At 62.7% G+C, this 17,776-nt stretch carries 16 protein-coding genes and 1 pseudogene; 12 read left to right on the top strand and 5 right to left on the bottom strand.

What is annotated here, in order from left to right; all coding sequences use genetic code 11:
* Nucleotides 1-12: 12 nt before the first annotated feature.
* The gene (gene gap / locus QZL63_RS02045) at nucleotides 13-1,029 is read left to right on the top strand and encodes a type I glyceraldehyde-3-phosphate dehydrogenase (RefSeq protein WP_022307696.1); all 1,017 of its coding nucleotides are present in this window, start codon (nucleotides 13-15) and stop codon (nucleotides 1,027-1,029) included.
* A gap of 245 nt (nucleotides 1,030-1,274) precedes the next feature.
* Here gap and QZL63_RS02040 read toward each other — a convergent pair whose 3' ends face one another.
* Complete coding sequence (locus QZL63_RS02040) at nucleotides 1,275-2,597, bottom strand: glycoside hydrolase 5 family protein (RefSeq protein ID WP_022307695.1); 1,323 nt, start codon at nucleotides 2,595-2,597, stop codon at nucleotides 1,275-1,277.
* Between the two features lie 41 nt (nucleotides 2,598-2,638).
* Nucleotides 2,639-3,052 carry a hypothetical protein gene (locus tag QZL63_RS02035; RefSeq protein ID WP_022307694.1) on the bottom strand — a complete coding sequence of 138 codons (414 nt, stop codon included), beginning with the start codon at nucleotides 3,050-3,052 and terminating at the stop codon, nucleotides 2,639-2,641.
* A 134-nt stretch (nucleotides 3,053-3,186) separates the two neighbouring features.
* On the opposite strand from QZL63_RS02035, the gene QZL63_RS02030 reads away from it, so the two are divergent.
* The 9 genes from QZL63_RS02030 (at nucleotide 3,187) to QZL63_RS01990 (ending at nucleotide 10,595) form a co-directional block, all read left to right on the top strand.
* Entirely contained in the window at nucleotides 3,187-3,765 is a 579-nt protein-coding gene (locus tag QZL63_RS02030; protein WP_022307693.1) for a YceD family protein, read from the top strand.
* Between the two features lie 41 nt (nucleotides 3,766-3,806).
* Nucleotides 3,807-3,992 (top strand): 50S ribosomal protein L32, encoded by a 186-nt coding sequence (gene rpmF, locus QZL63_RS02025; protein WP_022307692.1) that lies wholly within the window; start codon nucleotides 3,807-3,809, stop codon nucleotides 3,990-3,992.
* Nucleotides 3,993-4,142: 150 nt separating this feature from the next.
* On the top strand, nucleotides 4,143-5,093 hold the full coding sequence (plsX, locus tag QZL63_RS02020; protein WP_022307691.1) for a phosphate acyltransferase PlsX: 951 nt from the start codon (nucleotides 4,143-4,145) through the stop codon (nucleotides 5,091-5,093).
* 26 nt (nucleotides 5,094-5,119) lie between these two features.
* Nucleotides 5,120-6,124 carry a beta-ketoacyl-ACP synthase III gene (locus QZL63_RS02015; RefSeq protein WP_022307690.1) on the top strand — a complete coding sequence of 335 codons (1,005 nt, stop codon included), beginning with the start codon at nucleotides 5,120-5,122 and terminating at the stop codon, nucleotides 6,122-6,124.
* Between the two features lie 232 nt (nucleotides 6,125-6,356).
* Nucleotides 6,357-7,349: a glycosyl transferase family 90 gene (locus QZL63_RS02010; protein WP_022307689.1), complete on the top strand. Its 993-nt coding sequence runs from the start codon at nucleotides 6,357-6,359 to the stop codon at nucleotides 7,347-7,349.
* 61 nt (nucleotides 7,350-7,410) lie between these two features.
* The gene (locus QZL63_RS02005) at nucleotides 7,411-8,088 is read left to right on the top strand and encodes a response regulator transcription factor (protein ID WP_022307688.1); all 678 of its coding nucleotides are present in this window, start codon (nucleotides 7,411-7,413) and stop codon (nucleotides 8,086-8,088) included.
* Complete coding sequence (locus QZL63_RS02000) at nucleotides 8,085-9,359, top strand: type IX secretion system histidine kinase PorY (RefSeq protein WP_022307687.1); 1,275 nt, start codon at nucleotides 8,085-8,087, stop codon at nucleotides 9,357-9,359. The genes QZL63_RS02005 and QZL63_RS02000 overlap by 4 nt, the downstream gene beginning before the upstream one ends.
* A gap of 75 nt (nucleotides 9,360-9,434) precedes the next feature.
* The gene (locus QZL63_RS01995; RefSeq protein WP_290585619.1) at nucleotides 9,435-9,893 is read left to right on the top strand and encodes a PepSY-like domain-containing protein; all 459 of its coding nucleotides are present in this window, start codon (nucleotides 9,435-9,437) and stop codon (nucleotides 9,891-9,893) included.
* A gap of 180 nt (nucleotides 9,894-10,073) precedes the next feature.
* The gene (locus tag QZL63_RS01990) at nucleotides 10,074-10,595 is read left to right on the top strand and encodes a ferritin (protein ID WP_022307685.1); all 522 of its coding nucleotides are present in this window, start codon (nucleotides 10,074-10,076) and stop codon (nucleotides 10,593-10,595) included.
* A gap of 84 nt (nucleotides 10,596-10,679) precedes the next feature.
* Here the strand turns inward: QZL63_RS01990 and QZL63_RS01985 are convergent, their stop codons facing one another.
* Nucleotides 10,680-11,138, bottom strand: a complete 459-nt coding sequence (locus tag QZL63_RS01985; RefSeq protein ID WP_022307684.1) for a YqaA family protein — start codon at nucleotides 11,136-11,138, stop codon at nucleotides 10,680-10,682.
* A gap of 122 nt (nucleotides 11,139-11,260) precedes the next feature.
* On the opposite strand from QZL63_RS01985, the gene QZL63_RS01980 reads away from it, so the two are divergent.
* Nucleotides 11,261-13,405, top strand: coding sequence for a GH92 family glycosyl hydrolase (locus QZL63_RS01980; protein WP_022307683.1), 2,145 nt, complete (start codon nucleotides 11,261-11,263; stop codon nucleotides 13,403-13,405).
* Nucleotides 13,406-13,486: 81 nt separating this feature from the next.
* Here QZL63_RS01980 and QZL63_RS01975 read toward each other — a convergent pair whose 3' ends face one another.
* Nucleotides 13,487-15,604, bottom strand: coding sequence for a Tex family protein (locus tag QZL63_RS01975; RefSeq protein ID WP_022307682.1), 2,118 nt, complete (start codon nucleotides 15,602-15,604; stop codon nucleotides 13,487-13,489).
* Between the two features lie 221 nt (nucleotides 15,605-15,825).
* Nucleotides 15,826-16,785 carry a phosphoribosylaminoimidazolesuccinocarboxamide synthase gene (locus QZL63_RS01970; protein ID WP_022307681.1) on the bottom strand — a complete coding sequence of 320 codons (960 nt, stop codon included), beginning with the start codon at nucleotides 16,783-16,785 and terminating at the stop codon, nucleotides 15,826-15,828.
* A 294-nt stretch (nucleotides 16,786-17,079) separates the two neighbouring features.
* On the opposite strand from QZL63_RS01970, the pseudogene QZL63_RS01965 reads away from it, so the two are divergent.
* A pseudogene (locus QZL63_RS01965) lies at nucleotides 17,080-17,776 on the top strand (hypothetical protein); the annotation flags it as partial.

Here is a 17,776-nt window from a genome sequence, read left to right as displayed (position 1 = left end):
AATCAAAACATTATGGCAACTATTAAGATTGGTATCAACGGCTTCGGTCGTATCGGCCGTATGGTTTTCCGTGCTGCCTGCACGCAGACTGACAAGTACGAGATCGTAGGCATCAACGACCTCTGCCCGGTAGACTACCTGGCCTATATGCTGAAGTACGACACGATGCACGGCCAGTTCAAGGGCGAGATCAACTACGACCTCGAGAAGAGCCAGCTGATCGTGAACGGCCACGCCATCCGCGTAACCGCCGAGAAGGATCCCGCAAACCTGAAGTGGAACGAGGTGGGTGCCGAGTACGTCGTTGAATCGACGGGTCTGTTCCTGACCGAGGAGAAGGCTCAGGCTCACATCGCAGCCGGTGCCAAGTACGTTGTTATGTCGGCTCCCTCGAAGGACGCTACGCCGATGTTCGTATGCGGCGTGAACACCGATACCTATGCTGGCCAGAAGATCGTTTCGAACGCATCGTGCACCACGAACTGCCTCGCCCCGATCGCCAAGGTTCTGAACGACAAGTTCGGCATCACCGACGGTCTGATGACGACGGTTCACTCGACCACCGCTACGCAGAAGACCGTAGACGGTCCCTCGATGAAGGACTGGCGTGGTGGCCGTGCCGCTTCGGGCAACATCATCCCCTCCTCGACCGGCGCTGCCAAGGCCGTAGGTAAGGTGATCCCCTCGCTGAACGGCAAGCTGACGGGTATGTCGATGCGTGTTCCGACCCTCGACGTATCGGTTGTTGACCTGACCGTAAACCTCGCCAAGCCGGCGAAGTACGATGAGATCTGCGCTGCCATGAAGGAGGCTTCGGAAGGCGAGCTGAAGGGTGTGCTGGGCTACACCGAGGAGGCTGTCGTTTCGTCGGACTTCTTGGGCGATCCCCGTACGTCGATCTTCGACAAGGCTGCCGGTATCGCTCTGACCGACACCTTCGTGAAGGTTGTTGCATGGTACGACAACGAGTGGGGTTACTCGAACAAGGTCCTCGACCTGATCTCGGTGATGAAGGCTTACAACAAGTAGTCTGACCCGCAAAAGACCATAGTTGGAGGGATCCGCTTCGCCGGATCCCTCTTTTTTTTGCGATGCTCCCGGGCACAAGACCGGAAGCATCGCTGTGTTTTGCTCTCGGCCGGAACGGGCAGGACGGGCGGGGCGGATGGGGACGGACGGCATGAAAGGATACGTCCCGCAGTTTCCAAATCGGAACTGCGGGACGTATCGCTTGGGAAAACTGTCGCCGGACGTCGGCCGACGCAGGCCTTTCCTTATTGGACTTTTGTCGCTTCGCCCGGCAGCGGGGTCGCCTCGAGACGGCGGTTGGCGTCACGGATCAGTTCGGCGGTCGTGTCGTCGTCGTAGACGCAGTAGAAGCCCTGCGGCTCGTGGGCCGGGTCGCAGCAGAAATCGTCGCCGCGCTGCCAGTTGTGGTGGGCCGGACGCGCCTCGCCGGCCCAGCCCCAGAAGTTGCAGCCGGCCAGCAGTCCGCCTTCGGCTTTCGAGCCGATGACCCGGTCGAGCAGGTCGGTATAGTATGCGTCGCGCAGGCGGGTCGGTGTGCCTCGGTCGAAGCGGACGCTGTCGCGCGGGAATCCGAACTCCTCGACGACCACCGGCTTGTTGAGCCGCTCGGCGATGTCGAGGTGGCACTCCAGGTACTCGCGGGTCAGCTGCCGGGCGTTGTCGAACTCCTCGTCGAGGTGCCCGGCCGTGGCCCACTGCCAGTTGTAGGGCCAGATGTGGAGATTGACATAGGAGATCTCGGGGAAGGCGTGGATGCGCTCGGTCAGCAGCGTGTCCACTTCGCAGCCGAACAACCCCTCCGAGCCGGTCGAGATCATGTGGTTGGGATCGAGCGAGCGGATCAGGCGGGCCGTGGAACCGATCCAGCGGGCGAACTCCTCCTTGTTCTCATCGCTGAATGCGCGGGGTTCGTTGCAGATCTGCCATGAGAAGATGGCGGGATCCTCGCTGTACTTCCGGTTCGTGTAGCGGTTCGTACGGCCGACGATGAAGCGCACGTGGTCGGCGAACATCTCCCGGGCCCGCTCGTTGGGGATGAAGCCGGCGACATATTCGCGGAAGGGGTTCCATCCATCAATCCCCGGGATTGGGGCCTTCTCCTCGCCGGCCCACATGAGGTATTGCGAGTAGCCTCCGGACCACTCCCACGAGTTGGTGAGGTAGAGTACGACCTTCATGTCGCGGCGTGCTGCCTCGCGCATAAAGTAGTCCAGCCCGTCGAGCAGTGCATCGTCGTACTCGCCCGGTGCGGTCTGCAGGATGGGCTCGATCTTGCAGGGTACGCCCTCCTCGCCGTCGGCACCCACCAGCACGCGGAGGTTCGTCACGCCGCGGTCACGCAGTGCGTCGAGCTCGCGGGCCAGACGCCCGCGGTCGCCGTCGGGACCCTGCGATCCGAGGATGGGGCCATACCAGAAGTTGGTGCCGATGAAGTAGTAGGGCTTGTCGTTGAGCAGGAACTGTCCGTTTTCGACCCGGACGAAGGAGTCGGCCGCCGTGTCGGCCGTGCCGCAGCCCGAAAGGGCTATTCCCGCCAGCAGCATGAGGGGTAGCAGTTTCGTTTTCATCGTTGTCGTGAAGTTTTTTTGTTGAGGGTTTCGGCTGCGGGTCACTTGCCGTCGGCTGCCACGCGCAGCTCGATCGAGGCTCCCGACCATTGGTTGATCCGGCGCTTTTCGCTCCGTATGCGCCGGCCGTTGCAACTGATGCGCAGTTCGATGTCGAAGGGTCTCGTGGCGTCGATATCGTTGTCCGCAGGCAGCGTGTGGGGGATGATGTAGACGTAGAGCATGAGGTGGTCGCAGGGGTCGGTCGTCAGTGCGATGTGCCGCCGTCCGGCCTGCGTGGCGGGCGGCTCCTTGAGGTTGGCCCCGACGGGGACGATCTCCGAGGAGGCCGAGGCGAACCCCGTGCGGTTGTCCGCGGCGTCGAAGCAGCCGCACATCAGTGCGACGTTGTAGCGCCACCAGCCTTCGTAGCGGCTGGTGACCTCGATCGTGAATCCTCCCCCTTTGTCTGCCATATTCCACAAATATAATACAACTCGTGCGCAATGCCAAATTTCCGGGGGTGCGAATCGGATGATGACGCTAAAACTCGCGGTTTTCTTTGCAGTTGTCCTATTTTTTAGTAACTTTGCGCACTAAATGCGTACAAATGGAGGTAGCTGAAGGATATTCGATTGCCTACCGAGGCCTTAAAAACGGGACCCACGAGTTCCGTTTCGAGGTCGGCAAACCGCTGTTCGAGGCCTTCGAAAGTTCGGAGATCAAGGACGGACGGTGTGTCGTCGAGGTCACGCTCGAGCGGGGCGAGACGATGCTTACGGCCGATGTCCGCATCACGGGCCATGTGGTGGTCGCCTGCGACCGCTGCCTGGAGGATTGCCGCATCCCGATTGACTTCGAGGGGCAGCTGCTGGTGAAGTTCTCCGACGAACCGCGCGAGTATGACGGCGAGGTGCTTTGGCTCCTGCCGGGCGAGGACGAGGTGGATCTTTCGCAGTACATCTACGAGAGCATCGTACTGTCGCTGCCCTACCAGCGCGTGCACCCCGAGGGAGAGTGCGATCCCGAGATGCTCAAGCGTTTCCGGATCGTCTCCGACGAGGAGTTCTCGGCTATCGAGAACCGGGCCGAGGAGCACGCCGTTCCCGAAGGAGAGTGGGCCAAGCTGGCGGCGCTGCGCGAACGGATGGAGGCCGACGAAGCGGAGGAAAACGGCGGCACAAAATAAAAGGTACAGAAATACGTTAAACTCATAATACAAGTAGTAAAATGGCACATCCTAAACACAAAATCTCGTCGACGCGACGCGATAAGCGCAGAACCCACTACAAGGCTGTCGTTCCGACGGTCGTAACCTGCTCGAACTGCGGTGCTTCGGTGCTCTATCACCGTGTATGCCCCGAGTGCGGATTCTACCGCGGTAAGCTCGCCATCGAGAAGAAGGCCGACGAATAGGCCGGCACGAAAGAGGACTCCCTGCTGGAGGGACTGCCTCTTTTTTAGTATAAGCGCGGCTTTCGGCCCGCGGGCCCTGCCGGACGGCTCCTCGGAACCGTCCGGATGCGTTGCGGGACGGAGCCGGGATAAAAACCAAATCGCACGAGTATGTTAAAGATTGGTATAGATGCCATGGGGGGCGATTTCGCTCCCGAAGCAGCCGTCAAGGGGGCTGTCATGGCGCTCGACGCGATCGGGTCGGACAGCCGTATCGTGCTGTTCGGCGACGAAGAGAAAATCAAGGCGGTGCTGGCTGCCGAGAAGTGCCCGGCCGAGCGGTTCGACATCGTGGCGACCACCGAGGTGATCGAGATGGGCGACCATCCGGCCAAGGCTTTCCAGAGCAAGGCCGATTCGAGCATCACGGTAGGTTTCGGCTATCTGGCCAAGGGCGCAATCGACGGATTCGCCAGCGCCGGATCGACCGGAGCCATGATGGTCGGTTCGATGTATGCCGTCAAGCCCATCGAGGGGGTAATCCGTCCGACGATCTCGTCGATCGTTCCGACGGCTTCGGGGCGTCCTGCCCTGTTGCTCGACGTGGGGCTGAACGTGGACTGCAAGCCCGAGGTGCTGGCACAGTACGGTCTGATCGGTTCGATCTATGCCGAGGCGGTGCTGGGCATCGAGCGTCCCCGTGTCGCCGTGCTCAACATCGGCGAGGAGGAGACCAAGGGCAACGCCCAGTCGAAGGCAGCCTATGAGCTGCTGAAGGCCGAGCCGCGCATCCGTTTCGTCGGCAACGTCGAGGGGTCGCACATCTTCTCGGGCAAGGTGGCCGACGTGATCGTCTGCGACGGTTTCGTGGGCAACACCGTGCTGAAGATGGCCGAGGGGCTCTACCGCATCAACAAGGCGCTCGGGGGCGGCAACGTCTTCTGGGACTCCATGAATTACGAAAACGTGGGCGGCACGCCGGTTCTGGGCGTCAATGCGCCCGTCATCATCGGCCACGGATGCTCCTCTCCCAAGGCGATCCGCAGCATGATCCTCTCGACCGAGCAGGTCATCAAGGCCGGACTGACGGCGAAGCTGCAGCGGGTATTTCAAAATCAGTAACACAAAACCAGGTAAAAGAGAAGTTAATGGGTAAGATAACAGCAGCGATCACGGGAGTGGGCGAGTACCTTCCGGATTACATCCTGACCAACGAAGAGCTGAGCCGGATGGTAGACACGACCGACGAGTGGATCATGTCGCACATCGGCGTCAAGACGCGCCATATCCTCAAGGGCGAGGGCGTCGGAACCTCCTACATGGGAGCACGTGCGGTGATCAATCTTCTGGACAAGACGGGGGTGGACCCGATGGATATCGACGTGGTGATCTGCGCCACGGTCACTCCCGACATGTTCTTCCCCTCGACGGGCAACCTGATCGCCGACCAGGCCGGTTGCAAGAACGCATTCGCATATGACGTTTCGGCTGCCTGCAGCGGTTTCCTCTTCGCCCTGACCACGGGTGCCAAGTTCATCGAGGCCGGCACGAGCAAGAAGGTGATTGTCGTCGGTGCCGACAAGATGTCCTCGATCATCGATTATACGGACCGTTCGACCTGCCCGATCTTCGGTGACGGTGCCGCAGCCGTGCTGCTTGAGCCGAATACCGAGGGCTACGGCGTGATCGACTCGCTGCTCCGTTCGGACGGTTCGGGCGAGCTGCAGCTCTACATGAAGGCCGGTGGCTCGCGCTATCCGGCATCGGCCGAGACCGTGGCCAACAACTGGCACACGATCACGTGGGACGGACACGCCGTCTTCAAGGCTGCCGTGTCGAAGATGGCCGACGTGTCGGTGGAGATGATGGAGCGCCACAACCTTTCGTCGGACGATATCCGTTATCTCGTTCCGCACCAGGCCAATCTGCGCATCATCGACGCCACGGCGCGCCGTATGGGCATCACGGCCGACAAGTGCATGATCAACATCGACCGCAACGGCAACACGACGGCGGCAACGATCCCGACTTGTCTCTACGATTACGAATCGCAGCTTCGCAAGGGCGATAACCTCATCCTGTCGGCATTCGGCGGCGGGTATACGTGGGGTGCCATCTATGTGAAGTGGGCATACGACGGACACAAGGAGTAATCCTCCTGAATCCGTGTACGGAACGGGGCGGAGATCCGACGAGGGTCTCCGCCTCTTCGTTTCCCTGCCGTGCCGCCATCCGGCCGCGTCGTTCTTCCTGTCTCCCGTTTGCGGGACCGGGGCTCCCGGCCATCCCGTTTCACGTGCCGGTCCTGCCCGGTCTGTTTTCCGCTTCCGGCATGCGGCGGTTCGGGGAAAATCGTTATCTTTGTTCAACACAACAGACGCAGCTATGGACAACCGACTGAACCGTATTCTCCACAACAAACCCGTCAAGCTGTTCTACTTCGTGCGGAACCTTGCCCGGTACGCCGTGCCGCACCGCCTGCTGCAGAAGCGGCTCGAAGGCGTGCTGGCCGAGGTCGCGTCGCGCGGCGATCGCGACTACATCCTGCAGCGCGTCGATTACTACAACCGCCTGCCGGCAGAGGGGGTGCCTCTGCCCGAGGGGCTGCATCCGCTCGGAGAACATCGCCTCGGCCGGGGTGTCCGCACGGCTTATTTCTTCGATTCCTACGAATTTACGCGCTGGTTCGACGATGGCCTGCTGTGGAACATGATCCCCGGCGACGTGACCGAGGTGCCTCCGATTCCGTCGGTCGTCAAGAGCCGCCCGATTGCGGGCGACAATGCCAACTCGGTATTGCTCAACCTCGACAAGTTCCGCCACTTCGTCTTCCTGCGCGACGACATTCCGTTCCGGGCGAAGGAGGACCGGGCGATCTTCCGGAGCGCGATCAACTGCCACCACCCGAACCACGTATTGCGCAAACGCTTCATGGAGCGCTATTTCGGCTCGGCATGCTGCGATGCGGGCATTTCGAACCGCCATCCGTCGCTGCCGCCCGAGTGGACGAAGCCCCACATCTCGATGTACGACCACCTGCGCTACCGCTATATCCTGGCCATCGAGGGCAACGATGTAGCCACGAACCTCAAGTGGGTGATGTCCACCAATTCGCTGGCCGTCATGCCGCGGCCGACCTACGAGACGTGGTTCATGGAGGGTACGCTCATTCCCGGCTACCACTATGTGGAGATCCGGCCCGACTATGCCGACCTCGAGGAGCGTATGCACCACTACAGCACCCATCCCGAGGAGGCCGAGGCGATCGTGGCCCACGCCCACGCCTATATCGACCAGTTCCGCGACCGTCGTCGCGAGCGGCTGATCTCCCTCCTGGTGCTCAAGGCCTATTTCGAACGGACGGGACAACTGCGCTGATCTGCCCCGATTTCGGTTTCCTTTCGGAATCGGAGCGTACCTTTGCCTGAAAACTGAACGTATGAAACTGCTGATTGTCGAAGACGAACCCTCCCTGCGGGAGATCATGGTGCAGACGCTGCGCCGCGAACAGTATGTGGTCGAGCAGGCCGCCGACTACGCATCGGGGCTGGACAAGATCGCCGCCTACGATTACGACTGCATCCTGCTGGATATCATGCTGCCCGACGGCAACGGCCTCAAACTGCTCGAAGCCCTCCGGCAGCGGCAGCAGCGTGCCGGCGTGATCATCATCTCGGCGCGCGACTCGCTCGACGACAAGATCGGCGGACTCGAACTCGGGGCCGACGACTACCTGCCCAAGCCGTTCCACCTGGCCGAGCTGAGCGCCCGGATCCGGAGCGTCCTGCGGCGCCACCAGCGCGATGGGCAGGCGAGCCTCGAGGCGGGGAACGTGCGCCTGTGGCCCGACAGCCGTCGGGTCGAGGTTGCCGGGCGTCCCGTGGAGTTGTTGCGCAAGGAGTACGACATCCTGCACTACTTCATGACCCGCCCGAACCACACGGTCGATAAGGCGGCTCTGGCCGAAGGGGTCTGGGGCGACCACATCGACCAGGCCGACAACTTCGACTTCGTCTATGCGCAGATGAAGAACCTGCGCCGCAAACTCCAGGCCGCGGGGGCCGACATCGAGATCAAGTCGGTCTACGGCTTCGGTTACAAACTGGTCCGTCCATGAGACTTGTCTACCGCATCGTCCTGCACCTGGCATGGGTACTCTCGCTGCTGCTGGCGGTGTGGGCCCTGTTGTTCTATTTTGCCCTGACGGCCCGGATCGACCGTGAGGTGGACGATGCGCTGGAGGTACGCGCCGAAGTGATCATCCGTCAGGTGCTTTCCGGACACGCCCCCGCATCCGAAGGGGGCGGTACGAGCGGGTACAAACTCTTCGAGGTACCTGCCGGCTATGCCGCTTCGCGCCCGCAGACGGTATTTTCGGACGAGCAGGTCTATATTCCCGAACGGGACAATGAGGAGCCGGCCCGCGTGCTGCGGATGATGTTCCGCGACCGTGCGGGGCAGTGGCGCGAACTGACGGTGACGTCGCCGGCGGTCGAGAAGACCGAACTGGTCGGGGCCGTATTGTGGTGGATCGTCGGACTGTACGTGCTGTTGCTCGGGCTGATTCTGATCGTGACGGCCGTCGTCCTGCACCGCACGATGAAGCCGCTTTACGCCCTGTTGCGGTGGCTCGACGCCTATACGGTCGGTGCGGCCAATCCGCCGCTCGAGGCCGATACGAAGGTCGTGGAGTTCCGTCGGCTGAACGATGCCGCCCGGCGGTATGCCGCCCGGGCCGAATCGCTGTTCGACCGGCAGAAGCAGTTTATCGGCAACGCCTCGCATGAGATGCAGACCCCGCTGGCCGTGTGCGGCAACCGACTTGAGATGCTCGTCGATGGCGGATCGCTCACGGAGGAGCAGCTGGGCGAGATCGCCAAGGTCCAGCGGACGCTGGGGTATCTGGTGCGGCTCAACCGGTCGCTGCTGCTGCTTTCGAAGATCGAGAACGGGCAGTTCCCCGAGTCCGAGCCGGTCGATGTGAATGCCCTGGTGCGCAGTACGGCCGAGGACCTCGGGGAGATCTATGCCTACCGCGGGATCCGCTTTACGCTGCTCGAAGAGGGGCAGCTGACCGTGCGGATGAACCCGTCGCTCGCGGCGAGTGTCGTGGGCAACCTGCTCAAGAACGCCTTTGTGCACGGCGATGCGGACGGCGAGATCGTCGTCCGTGTGGACGCCGGCAGCCTGAGCGTCGCCAACAGCGGTGCGGGCGGGGCGCTCGACGGCGAGCATGTCTTCGACCGCTTTTACCAGGGGACGAAGAGGGAGGGTTCGACGGGGCTCGGGCTGGCGATCGTCGATGCCGTGTGCCGCCTCTACGGCATGCGGATCGGGTACGGCTACGCGGAGGGGCGTCACTGTTTCACGCTCCGGGTTGCGGATTGACGCGGCGTTTCAGAAACGTTTCAGTTTCGCAGATTAGCTTTGTGACGGAAAACAACGAGAAGAAGAGAGTAACATATGAAATCAAAAGCAAAACGAATCGTGGGTTGGATGGGAGCGTCCCTGCTGACACTCGGCCTTGCGACCTCGTGCATGGAGCGGGACCGGCTGATTACGGCCGATAAACTGCCCGCTGCAGCGCAGGCGTTCCTGGCCGAAAGCTTCCCCGGAGTGGATGTTTCGTTCGCCAAGGCAGAGACCGAGTGGTTCTCGACCGAGTACAAGGTGGTGATGGTCGATGGCATGGTGGTGGTGTTCGACGGAAAAGGGAACTGGACCGACATCGACTGCAAGTACGGGGCCGAGGTGCCGGCGCGACTTATCCCTCCGCAGATTGCCGCCTATGTAGCCAAACACTTCCCTGAAGCCCGGGTGCTGAAACTCGAACGCGACCGCCGCGATTACGAGGTCGAGCTCGACAACGGCTTCGAGATGAAGTTCGACCTCGACTTCCGGCTCATCGATCTCGACGACTGATCCGGGAGTCTGCGGATCCGCTCCGGACGCCTTGCGTTGCCGGGCGCCGCGGTCGGCCTGCGCGAAAACCCGCCCCCGGCGGATTTTTCGTCGTATTTGTTGCCGGGGCGGCTCAAAGTTCGGAAAATGTCCTATATTTGTCGTAAGAGAACGGATCGAATCCTTAAATTACGATAAACTATGTTGAGTCAGCAATTGCACGAAGCGCTCAATGCGCAGATCAACGCCGAGATGTGGTCGGCGTATCTCTATCTTTCGATGTCGGTGGACGCCGAGGCCAAGGGGCTGAAGGGCGTTGCCAACTGGTTCTATGTCCAGTTCCAGGAGGAGCAGGACCATGCCCGCATCCTGATGAACTACATCCTTTCGCGGGATGCGGAGGTGCGTTTGCAGCCGATCGCCGAGGTCCGCACGTCGTGGGACTCACCGCTGGAGATGTTCCGCGATACGCTCGAACACGAGCAGAAGGTGACGGCGATGATCAACAATCTGGCCGCCATCGCCGCCGGAGATAAGGACTATGCTTCGTCGAACATGCTCGTTTGGTTCATCGACGAGCAGGTCGAGGAGGAGGAGTCGGCGCGCGAGATGATCGGCGCCTGCGAGGCCGTCGAGGGCAACAAGTTCGGGCTTTACATGCTCGACAAGGAGCTGGCCGCCCGGACCTATACGCAGGCCGCTCCGCTCGCGTCGTCGAAGTAGCCGGCCTTCCGGCAGATATGCGGCGTCCGGATTTCCCGCAGGGGAGATCCGGACGCTGTTGTTTCCGCATGTGGGGAGTTGTGCTCAGAAGAGCGCTGCGGCCCCTTCGAACGAGAGCAGGATGACGACATAGCGCAGCGCCTTGCCCGCAAGCATCGAGATGCCCGTGAGCCACACGTTGCTGCGCATCAGTCCGAGGACGATGGCAAGCGCCTCGCCGATGGTCGGCAGAAAGGCGAAGAATCCCATCAGGGCGCCGCGCCCGGCGAGGAATTTCCGGGCCCGGGCCAGTTGGCGGGGTGTGATGCCGATGCGGGTGATCCACTCGGTGCGGCCGAGCGAGCCGATCCAATAGCAGGTCATGCCGCCCAGCGTGTTCCCGAGCGATGCCGCGATCAGGCAGCCGACGGGGTCGAGGCCCATGCCCGTGAGGATGACCATCACCGCTTCGGAGCTGAAGGGCAGGATGCTTCCGGCGATGAAAGCCGAAAGGAAGAGCCCCACGTATCCCCACTCCACGAAAAATTGCGCGATTGCGTCCATGCGGTTATCCGATTTTGTGCAAGAATAGTCTGCTTGCGGGACAAAGATAGCTTTTTTGCCGCAAAGCGCTTGCGCGGGACCGGGCGAATGCGCTACATTTGTATAACAAATCTCCTGAACTCATGCGAAGAACCTTTCTGCTCATTGCCTTGCTGGCAACGGCTGTCGGGTGTGCCCCGCAGCAAAAACAACTCACCGATTATGTCAATCCGCTGCTCGGAACAGCCACGCTGTGGGACAGTGCCGATCTGGGCTTCCGGCCCACGAAGCGCACCTGGGGAGCCGAAGTCTTTCCCGGGGCGTCGCTGCCCAACGCCCTGGTGCAGGCGAGTCCCGTCACCAAGTTCCACAGCGGCTCGGGCTACCAGTACGAGGATACGGTGATTTACGGGTTCACCCACTCGAACAAGGGGCACTGGAACCTGTGCCACATCCCGCTGCTGCCCGTAACCGGAATCCCGACTCCGGAGGATTACTGCTCGCCCTACAGCCACGACCGTGAGACGGCCGCCCCGGGCTACTACGAGGTCTTCCTCGACCGTTACGGTGTCGATGCCGAACTGACGACGACGCTGCGCTGCGCCCTGCACCGCTACACCTTCCCCGAGGGGGCCGAGCCTTCGGTGCTGGCCGACCTGCAGCGCTCGAACGAGCGGGTCCGCGGCTGGGAGATCCGCAAGGTGGGTGACAACACCTTTGCCGGATGGCAGCGGACCGGCGAGACGATGTACTTCTATGCCGTGGCCAACCGCTCCGTGACGGGAGTCGAACCGGTTCGGGAAGGCGACCGCGAGATCCGTATCGTGCGCTTTGGCGAGGGAGAGGGACCCCTCGAACTGCGCATCGGCTTCTCGTTCGTGAGCGAGGCGAACGCCCGCGGGAACCTCGAGGCCGAACTGCTCGGCCGCTCCTTTGCCGAGGTGCGTCAGGCGGCTGCAGATACGTGGAACGACCTGTTGGGCCGTATCCGCGTCGAGGGCGGCACGGAACGCGAGAAGGGACTCTTCTACTCGTCGCTCTACCGTGCGTTCCTCTGGCCGGCGCTGCGCAGCGACGTGAACGGCGAATATACCGACGAACGGGGCGAAGTCGTCCGCGATGCAAATTTCCGTTACTATACAAGTCCCTCCTACTGGGATGACTACCGCAACAAACTGATCCTCCTGGGACTGCTTGCCCCCGACGTGGCGGCCGATGTCATCAGCTCCGATACCGACCGCGGCGAGAAGCGCGGAGGCTTCATGCCGACCTTCTTCCACGGTGACCATGCCTCGGCATTCGTGGCCGGCAGCTACCTGCGCGGCATCCGGGGCTTCGACGTGAAGCGTGCCTACAACCTCGTGCTGCGCAATGCCACGGTGCAGGGCCCGAGCCGTCCGTGGCTCGACGAATACATCGCCCGCGGCTACATCCCCGAGATGAACTACGACCATCCGGTGACCAACACGGTCTGTCGGGCGGCCGTCACGAAGACACTCGAATACGCCTACGACGACTACGCCGTGGCGCTGCTGGCCGAGGCGCTGGGCGACAGGGAGAACCACGACCTGCTGATGGCCCGCACGAAGAACTACCGCAACTGCTTCGATCCTTCGACGGGACTCATGCGCGGCCGCCTGGAGGACGGGTCGTGGATCACCCCCTTCGAGGAGCGTTATCCCTACTACGAATACATGTACCGCGAGGCGAACGCCTGGCAGCAGACCTTCTTCGCCCCGCACGACACCGAGGGGCTCATCGCGCTCTACCCGAGCCGCGAGGCCTTCGGCGAGCAACTCGACCGCCTCTTCTCGATCCCGTGGGAGGGGTACGAGGTCGATAACCTCTCGTGTTTCATCGGGCAGTACTGCCATGGCAACCAGCCCGACCACGGCTTTGCCTACCTCTACTACTTCATCGGCCGCCAGGAGCGTTCGCAGGAGCTCATCGACTACATCCTCGACCGTTTCTACGGCATGGGCCCCGAAGGACTGGCCCTCTGCGGCATGGACGATGCCGGGGAGATGTCGTCGTGGTACGTGCTGAATGCCATCGGCCTCTATACCTACTCGCCGGCCGATCCGGAGTACATCGTCACCGTGCCACTGTTCGACCGTACGGAGGTGGCGCTCGGCGACGGACACCGTTGGACGATCCGCCGTGAGGGCGAGGGGCGCCGGATCGAATCGGTTACCTGCAGCGGAAAGCCTGTCGAGGGGTGGTTCGTCGCCCACGATGCGCTGGGCGAGGGCGAGCTGGTGATCCGCACGGCTCCGGATGCGGAATGATCCCTGTCCGGACGGAGACGCAAAGGGCGGGCGAACCTCATCGGGTTCGCCCGCCCTTCGTCTTGCGGTGCGGCTGCCGGGCTATCCGTCCCGGCGCATCGAGAGCGAGATGCGGCTCCGGAGCGTGTCGATACCCGTAACGCGCACCTCGACATGCTGCCCGAGGCGGACCACCTCGGCCGGCGAGGCGACGTAGCGGTCGGCCAGCTGTGAGACATGCACCAGCCCGTCCTGCTTGATGCCGATGTCCACAAAGGCGCCGAAGGCGGTGATGTTGGTGACGATGCCCGGCAGGGTCATCCCTTCGCGCAGGTCGTCGATCGTCCGCACGTCGGGAGCGAAGGCGAAGGTGTGCAGCTCCTCGCGGGGGTCGAGCCCCCGTTTGTCGAGCGCCTCGAGGATGTCGGTCACGGTGGGGAGCCCGGCCTGCGCGGTGACGTAGCGTTCGGGGCGGATCGTGCGCCGCAGCTCGCGGTCGGCGAGCAGGCGCTCGACGCTTACGCCGGCATCGGCGGCCATGCGTTCGACGATCGGGTAGGATTCGGGGTGCACGGCGCTGTTGTCCAGCGGGTTCCGGCCTCCGACGATGCGCAGGAACCCGGCCGCCTGCTCGAAGGCCTTGGCCCCGAGGCGCGGTACCTTCTTCAGCTCGCTCCGTGTACGGAAGTCTCCGTTCGCGGCCCGGTAGGCGACGATGTTCTCGGCCAGGGCGGGCCCGAGGCCCGAGATGTAGGTGAGGATGTGTTTCGAGGCGGTGTTGATATTGACTCCCACGCGGTTCACGCAGCTTTCTACCACATCTCCGAGCCGGGCCCGGAGTTTCGCCTGGTCCACGCTGTGCTGGTACTGGCCGACGCCGATCGACTTGGGGTCGATCTTCACCAGCTCCGACAGCGGGTCGATCAGCCTTCGGCCGATGCTCACGGCGCCGCGGACGGTTACGTCCTCGTCGGGGAACTCCTCGCGGGCCGCGGCCGATGCGGAGTAGACCGAGGCGCCGTCTTCGCTGACCGTGTACAGCTCCACACCCTGAAGCTTCAGTCCGCGGACGAACTGTTCGGTTTCGCGGCCGGCCGTTCCGTCGCCGATGGCCATCGCCTCCGTGCGGTAACGAGCTGCCAGACGGCGGAGCGTCTCGGCTGCCTCGGCCGTGCGCGACTGGGGCGGGTGGGGGTAGATGACCGTATGGTGGAGCAGGTTCCCCTGTGCGTCGAGCGCCACGACCTTGCATCCGGTGCGGAACCCGGGGTCGAGGGCGATGACGCGCTTCTGCCCGAGCGGTGAGGCGAGCAGCAGCTGGCGGAGGTTTTCGGCAAAGATGCGGATGGCCTCGTCGTCGGCGCGCTCCTTGGCGGCCGCGAGTGTTTCGCTCTCAATCGAGGGGCGGATCAGCCGGCGGAAGGCGTCGGAGGCGGCTGCTTCCAGCCACGTGCGGGTCGTTGATCCGGGGCGGATGAACCGGCGGCGGATCCGTTCGATGATCCGCTCCGCATCGACCTCCACCGAGACTTTCAGGATGCCCTCCTCCTCGCCTCGCAGCATGGCCAGCAGGCGGTGTGACGAAACCGATCGGACGGGCGTCGCGGCATCGAAGTAGTCGGCGTATTTCGCGCCCTGCTGCTCCTTGCCCTTCGCCACGCGCGCATGCACGATCCCCTCGCGCGAGAAGTTGCGGCGCACCTCGCTGCGGATCCGGTCGTCCTCGGCCATCCGTTCGGCGACGATGTCCGAGGCTCCGGCCAGCGCGTCGTCGGCAGTCGGCACTTCGGCCGTGACGAACCGCTGCGCCTGTCGCCGGATGTCGGGCGTGTGCTGCGCCATGAGCAGGTTGGCCAGCGGCTCCAGCCCCCGCTCGCGGGCGGCTGCGGCGCGGGTCCGCCGGCGGGGCTTGTAGGGCAGGTAGAGGTCCTCGACCTCGGCGGCGTCCCAGCTCGCCTCGATCCGTGTACGGAGTTCGCCGGTCAGCCGTCCCTGCTCTTCGATCGTGGAGAGGATCGTCCGTTTGCGGGCCTCGAGTTCGGTGAGCCGTTCCAGCAGGTCGCGGACGGAGCCGACGGCCACCTCGTCGAGCGAGCCGGTGACCTCCTTGCGGTAGCGGCTGATGAAGGGGATTGTGGCCCCCTCGCGCAGCAGGCGGACGGTGCCTTCGACCTGTGGCAGGGGAATCTGGAGTCGTTGTGAGATGATCTGTTCGAGCATGATGTGTCGGTTCGGAGCCTTTTTCCCCGGTGCTGCCGGCAGGTCCGAGGCTGCAAATATACCAATTAATTCGACCGCCCGAAAGACGGCGGTGCGGGGGAGGGTGCCGATTCGGCCGGAGAGGCAGGAAGTGGCTTGCCGTCAGACGGCAAACAGGCGGCAAAACATTTTGCCGCCTGTTTGCTGCCTGGAATCTTGAGGCCCGAGGCCGGAAGATGATCCTATTTGAGGCCCTTCAGGCACTCGGAGACGTTCTTCTCGATCCGCTGCAGGATGGCCTGCGTGTCCGTCGCCCCTTCGGCCTTGACAAACTTCTCGCCGGTGATCTGCTCGTAGAGCTCGACGTAGCGGTCGGTGATGCCGCCGACGATCTCGGGGGTCATCTCGGGAACCTGCTGTCCGGCCTGTCCCTGGAAACCGTTGGCCATGAGCCACTCCCGCACGAACTCCTTCGAAAGCTGCTTCTGGCGCTCGCCCCTGGCCAGCCGCTCCTCGTAGCCTTCGGCATAGAAGTAGCGCGACGAATCGGGGGTGTGGATCTCGTCCATGAGGTAGATGACGCCGTTCTTCTTGCCGAACTCGTATTTCGTGTCCACGAGGATCAGACCCATCCGGGCGGCGATTTCGCAGCCCCGCCGGTAGATCGCCCGCGTATATTTTTCGAGCTGCTCGTACTCCTCGCGGCTTACGAGCCCCGATGCGATGATCTCCTCCTTCGAGATATCCTCGTCGTGGCCCTCGGCGGCCTTCGAGGTCGGGGTGATGATCGGCTCGGGGAACCGCTGGTTCTCGACCATCCCTTCGGGCATCTCCACGCCGCAGATGGTCCGCTTGCCGGCCTTGTACTCCCGCCAGGCGTGGCCCGAGAGGTATCCGCGGATGACCATCTCCACCTTGAAGGGCTCGCACTTGCGGCCCACGGTGACCATCGGGTCGGGAACGGCGATCTTCCAGTTGGGAAGGATGTCTGCGGTAGCATCGAGGAACTTGGCGGCGATCTGGTTGAGTACCTGTCCCTTGTAGGGAATGCCCTCGGGCAGGACGACGTCGAAGGCCGAGATCCGGTCGGTCACGACCATGACGAGGTATCGGTCGTCGATGTCGTATACGTCGCGGACTTTGCCCACATATTTGCTTTTCTGGCCTTCGAAGGTGAAATCGGTGCGTGTGATAGCGTTCATTGTGTTTGCAGGTTTATCGCCTGCAAAGATACTGTTTTTGTGCGAATATGGAACCCTCTGCGGCAAAAACGGAGCCTTTGCGGCCAAATAACCGCCGATGGCGGGGAATGCGGCCCTCGGAGGAAGCGCGGCAGCAGGTCGGCGCCGGAATGCAAGGTGCAAAATCCGGCGAAAAGAGGGGGAAGATTGCCGATTTCTTGTTATTTTTGTCGGTCCTGTCGCGCATGGGGACAGCTCCGGACGGATGCAGTCCTGCGCGCAGGACTGCATCCGTCCGAACCAAACTTCAGAAAAATGCACCATCATCCGAAACTTCGCCTGCTCCTGGGAGCCCTCGTTTTTTTTCAGGCCGCGGAGGCTGCATCCCGCACCGACGGGACGACAGAACCGTCGGGCAGCCTGCTCGAATATGTCGATACCCGGATCGGTACCGACGTATGGCGGAAACAGTCCACGCTGAGCAATGCCGAACGTCCCCACGGATTCGTCTATCCGGGCGTGGGACTGCCGTTTGCAATGACCCAGTGGTCGCCCCAGACCGCCGAGAACGACATCGCCTATGCCTGGCAGCACGACAGGCTGCAGGGGTTCCGTGCCACGCACTATCCCAACGGCGCGGCCATGTCGGAGTACGGAGCCTTTACGATCATGCCGTCGGTGGGGACGTTGAAGGTCGATGCCGCCGAGCGCGCCTCGAGCTATTCGCACGACAGCGAGACGGCCAAACCCCATTACTATGCCGTGAACCTCGACGACTACGGCATCCGGGCCGAGCTGACCGCCGCCTCGAAGTCCGGCTTTTTCCGTTTCACCTATCCCGAGTCGGAGCAGTCGCACATCCTGATCGACAACCCGCGGAGCGACAAGGGCAGTTATTTCCGGGTCATTCCCGAGCGCAACGAGATCGAGGGTTTCACCACGGTGGCGGGGCGCGTGGGCAACCAGGGTTACGTGGGGCGGGAGTTCGCCTGCTATTTCGTGGCGCGGTTCA

Origin of the sequence: Alistipes sp. CAG:268 (assembly GCA_000434235.1) — a bacterium.
In the GTDB taxonomy this organism is placed as follows: domain Bacteria; phylum Bacteroidota; class Bacteroidia; order Bacteroidales; family Rikenellaceae; genus Alistipes; species Alistipes avistercoris.
Note: the sequence above shows the minus strand (reverse complement) of the source record. Positions and strands in the feature narration are given on the sequence as shown.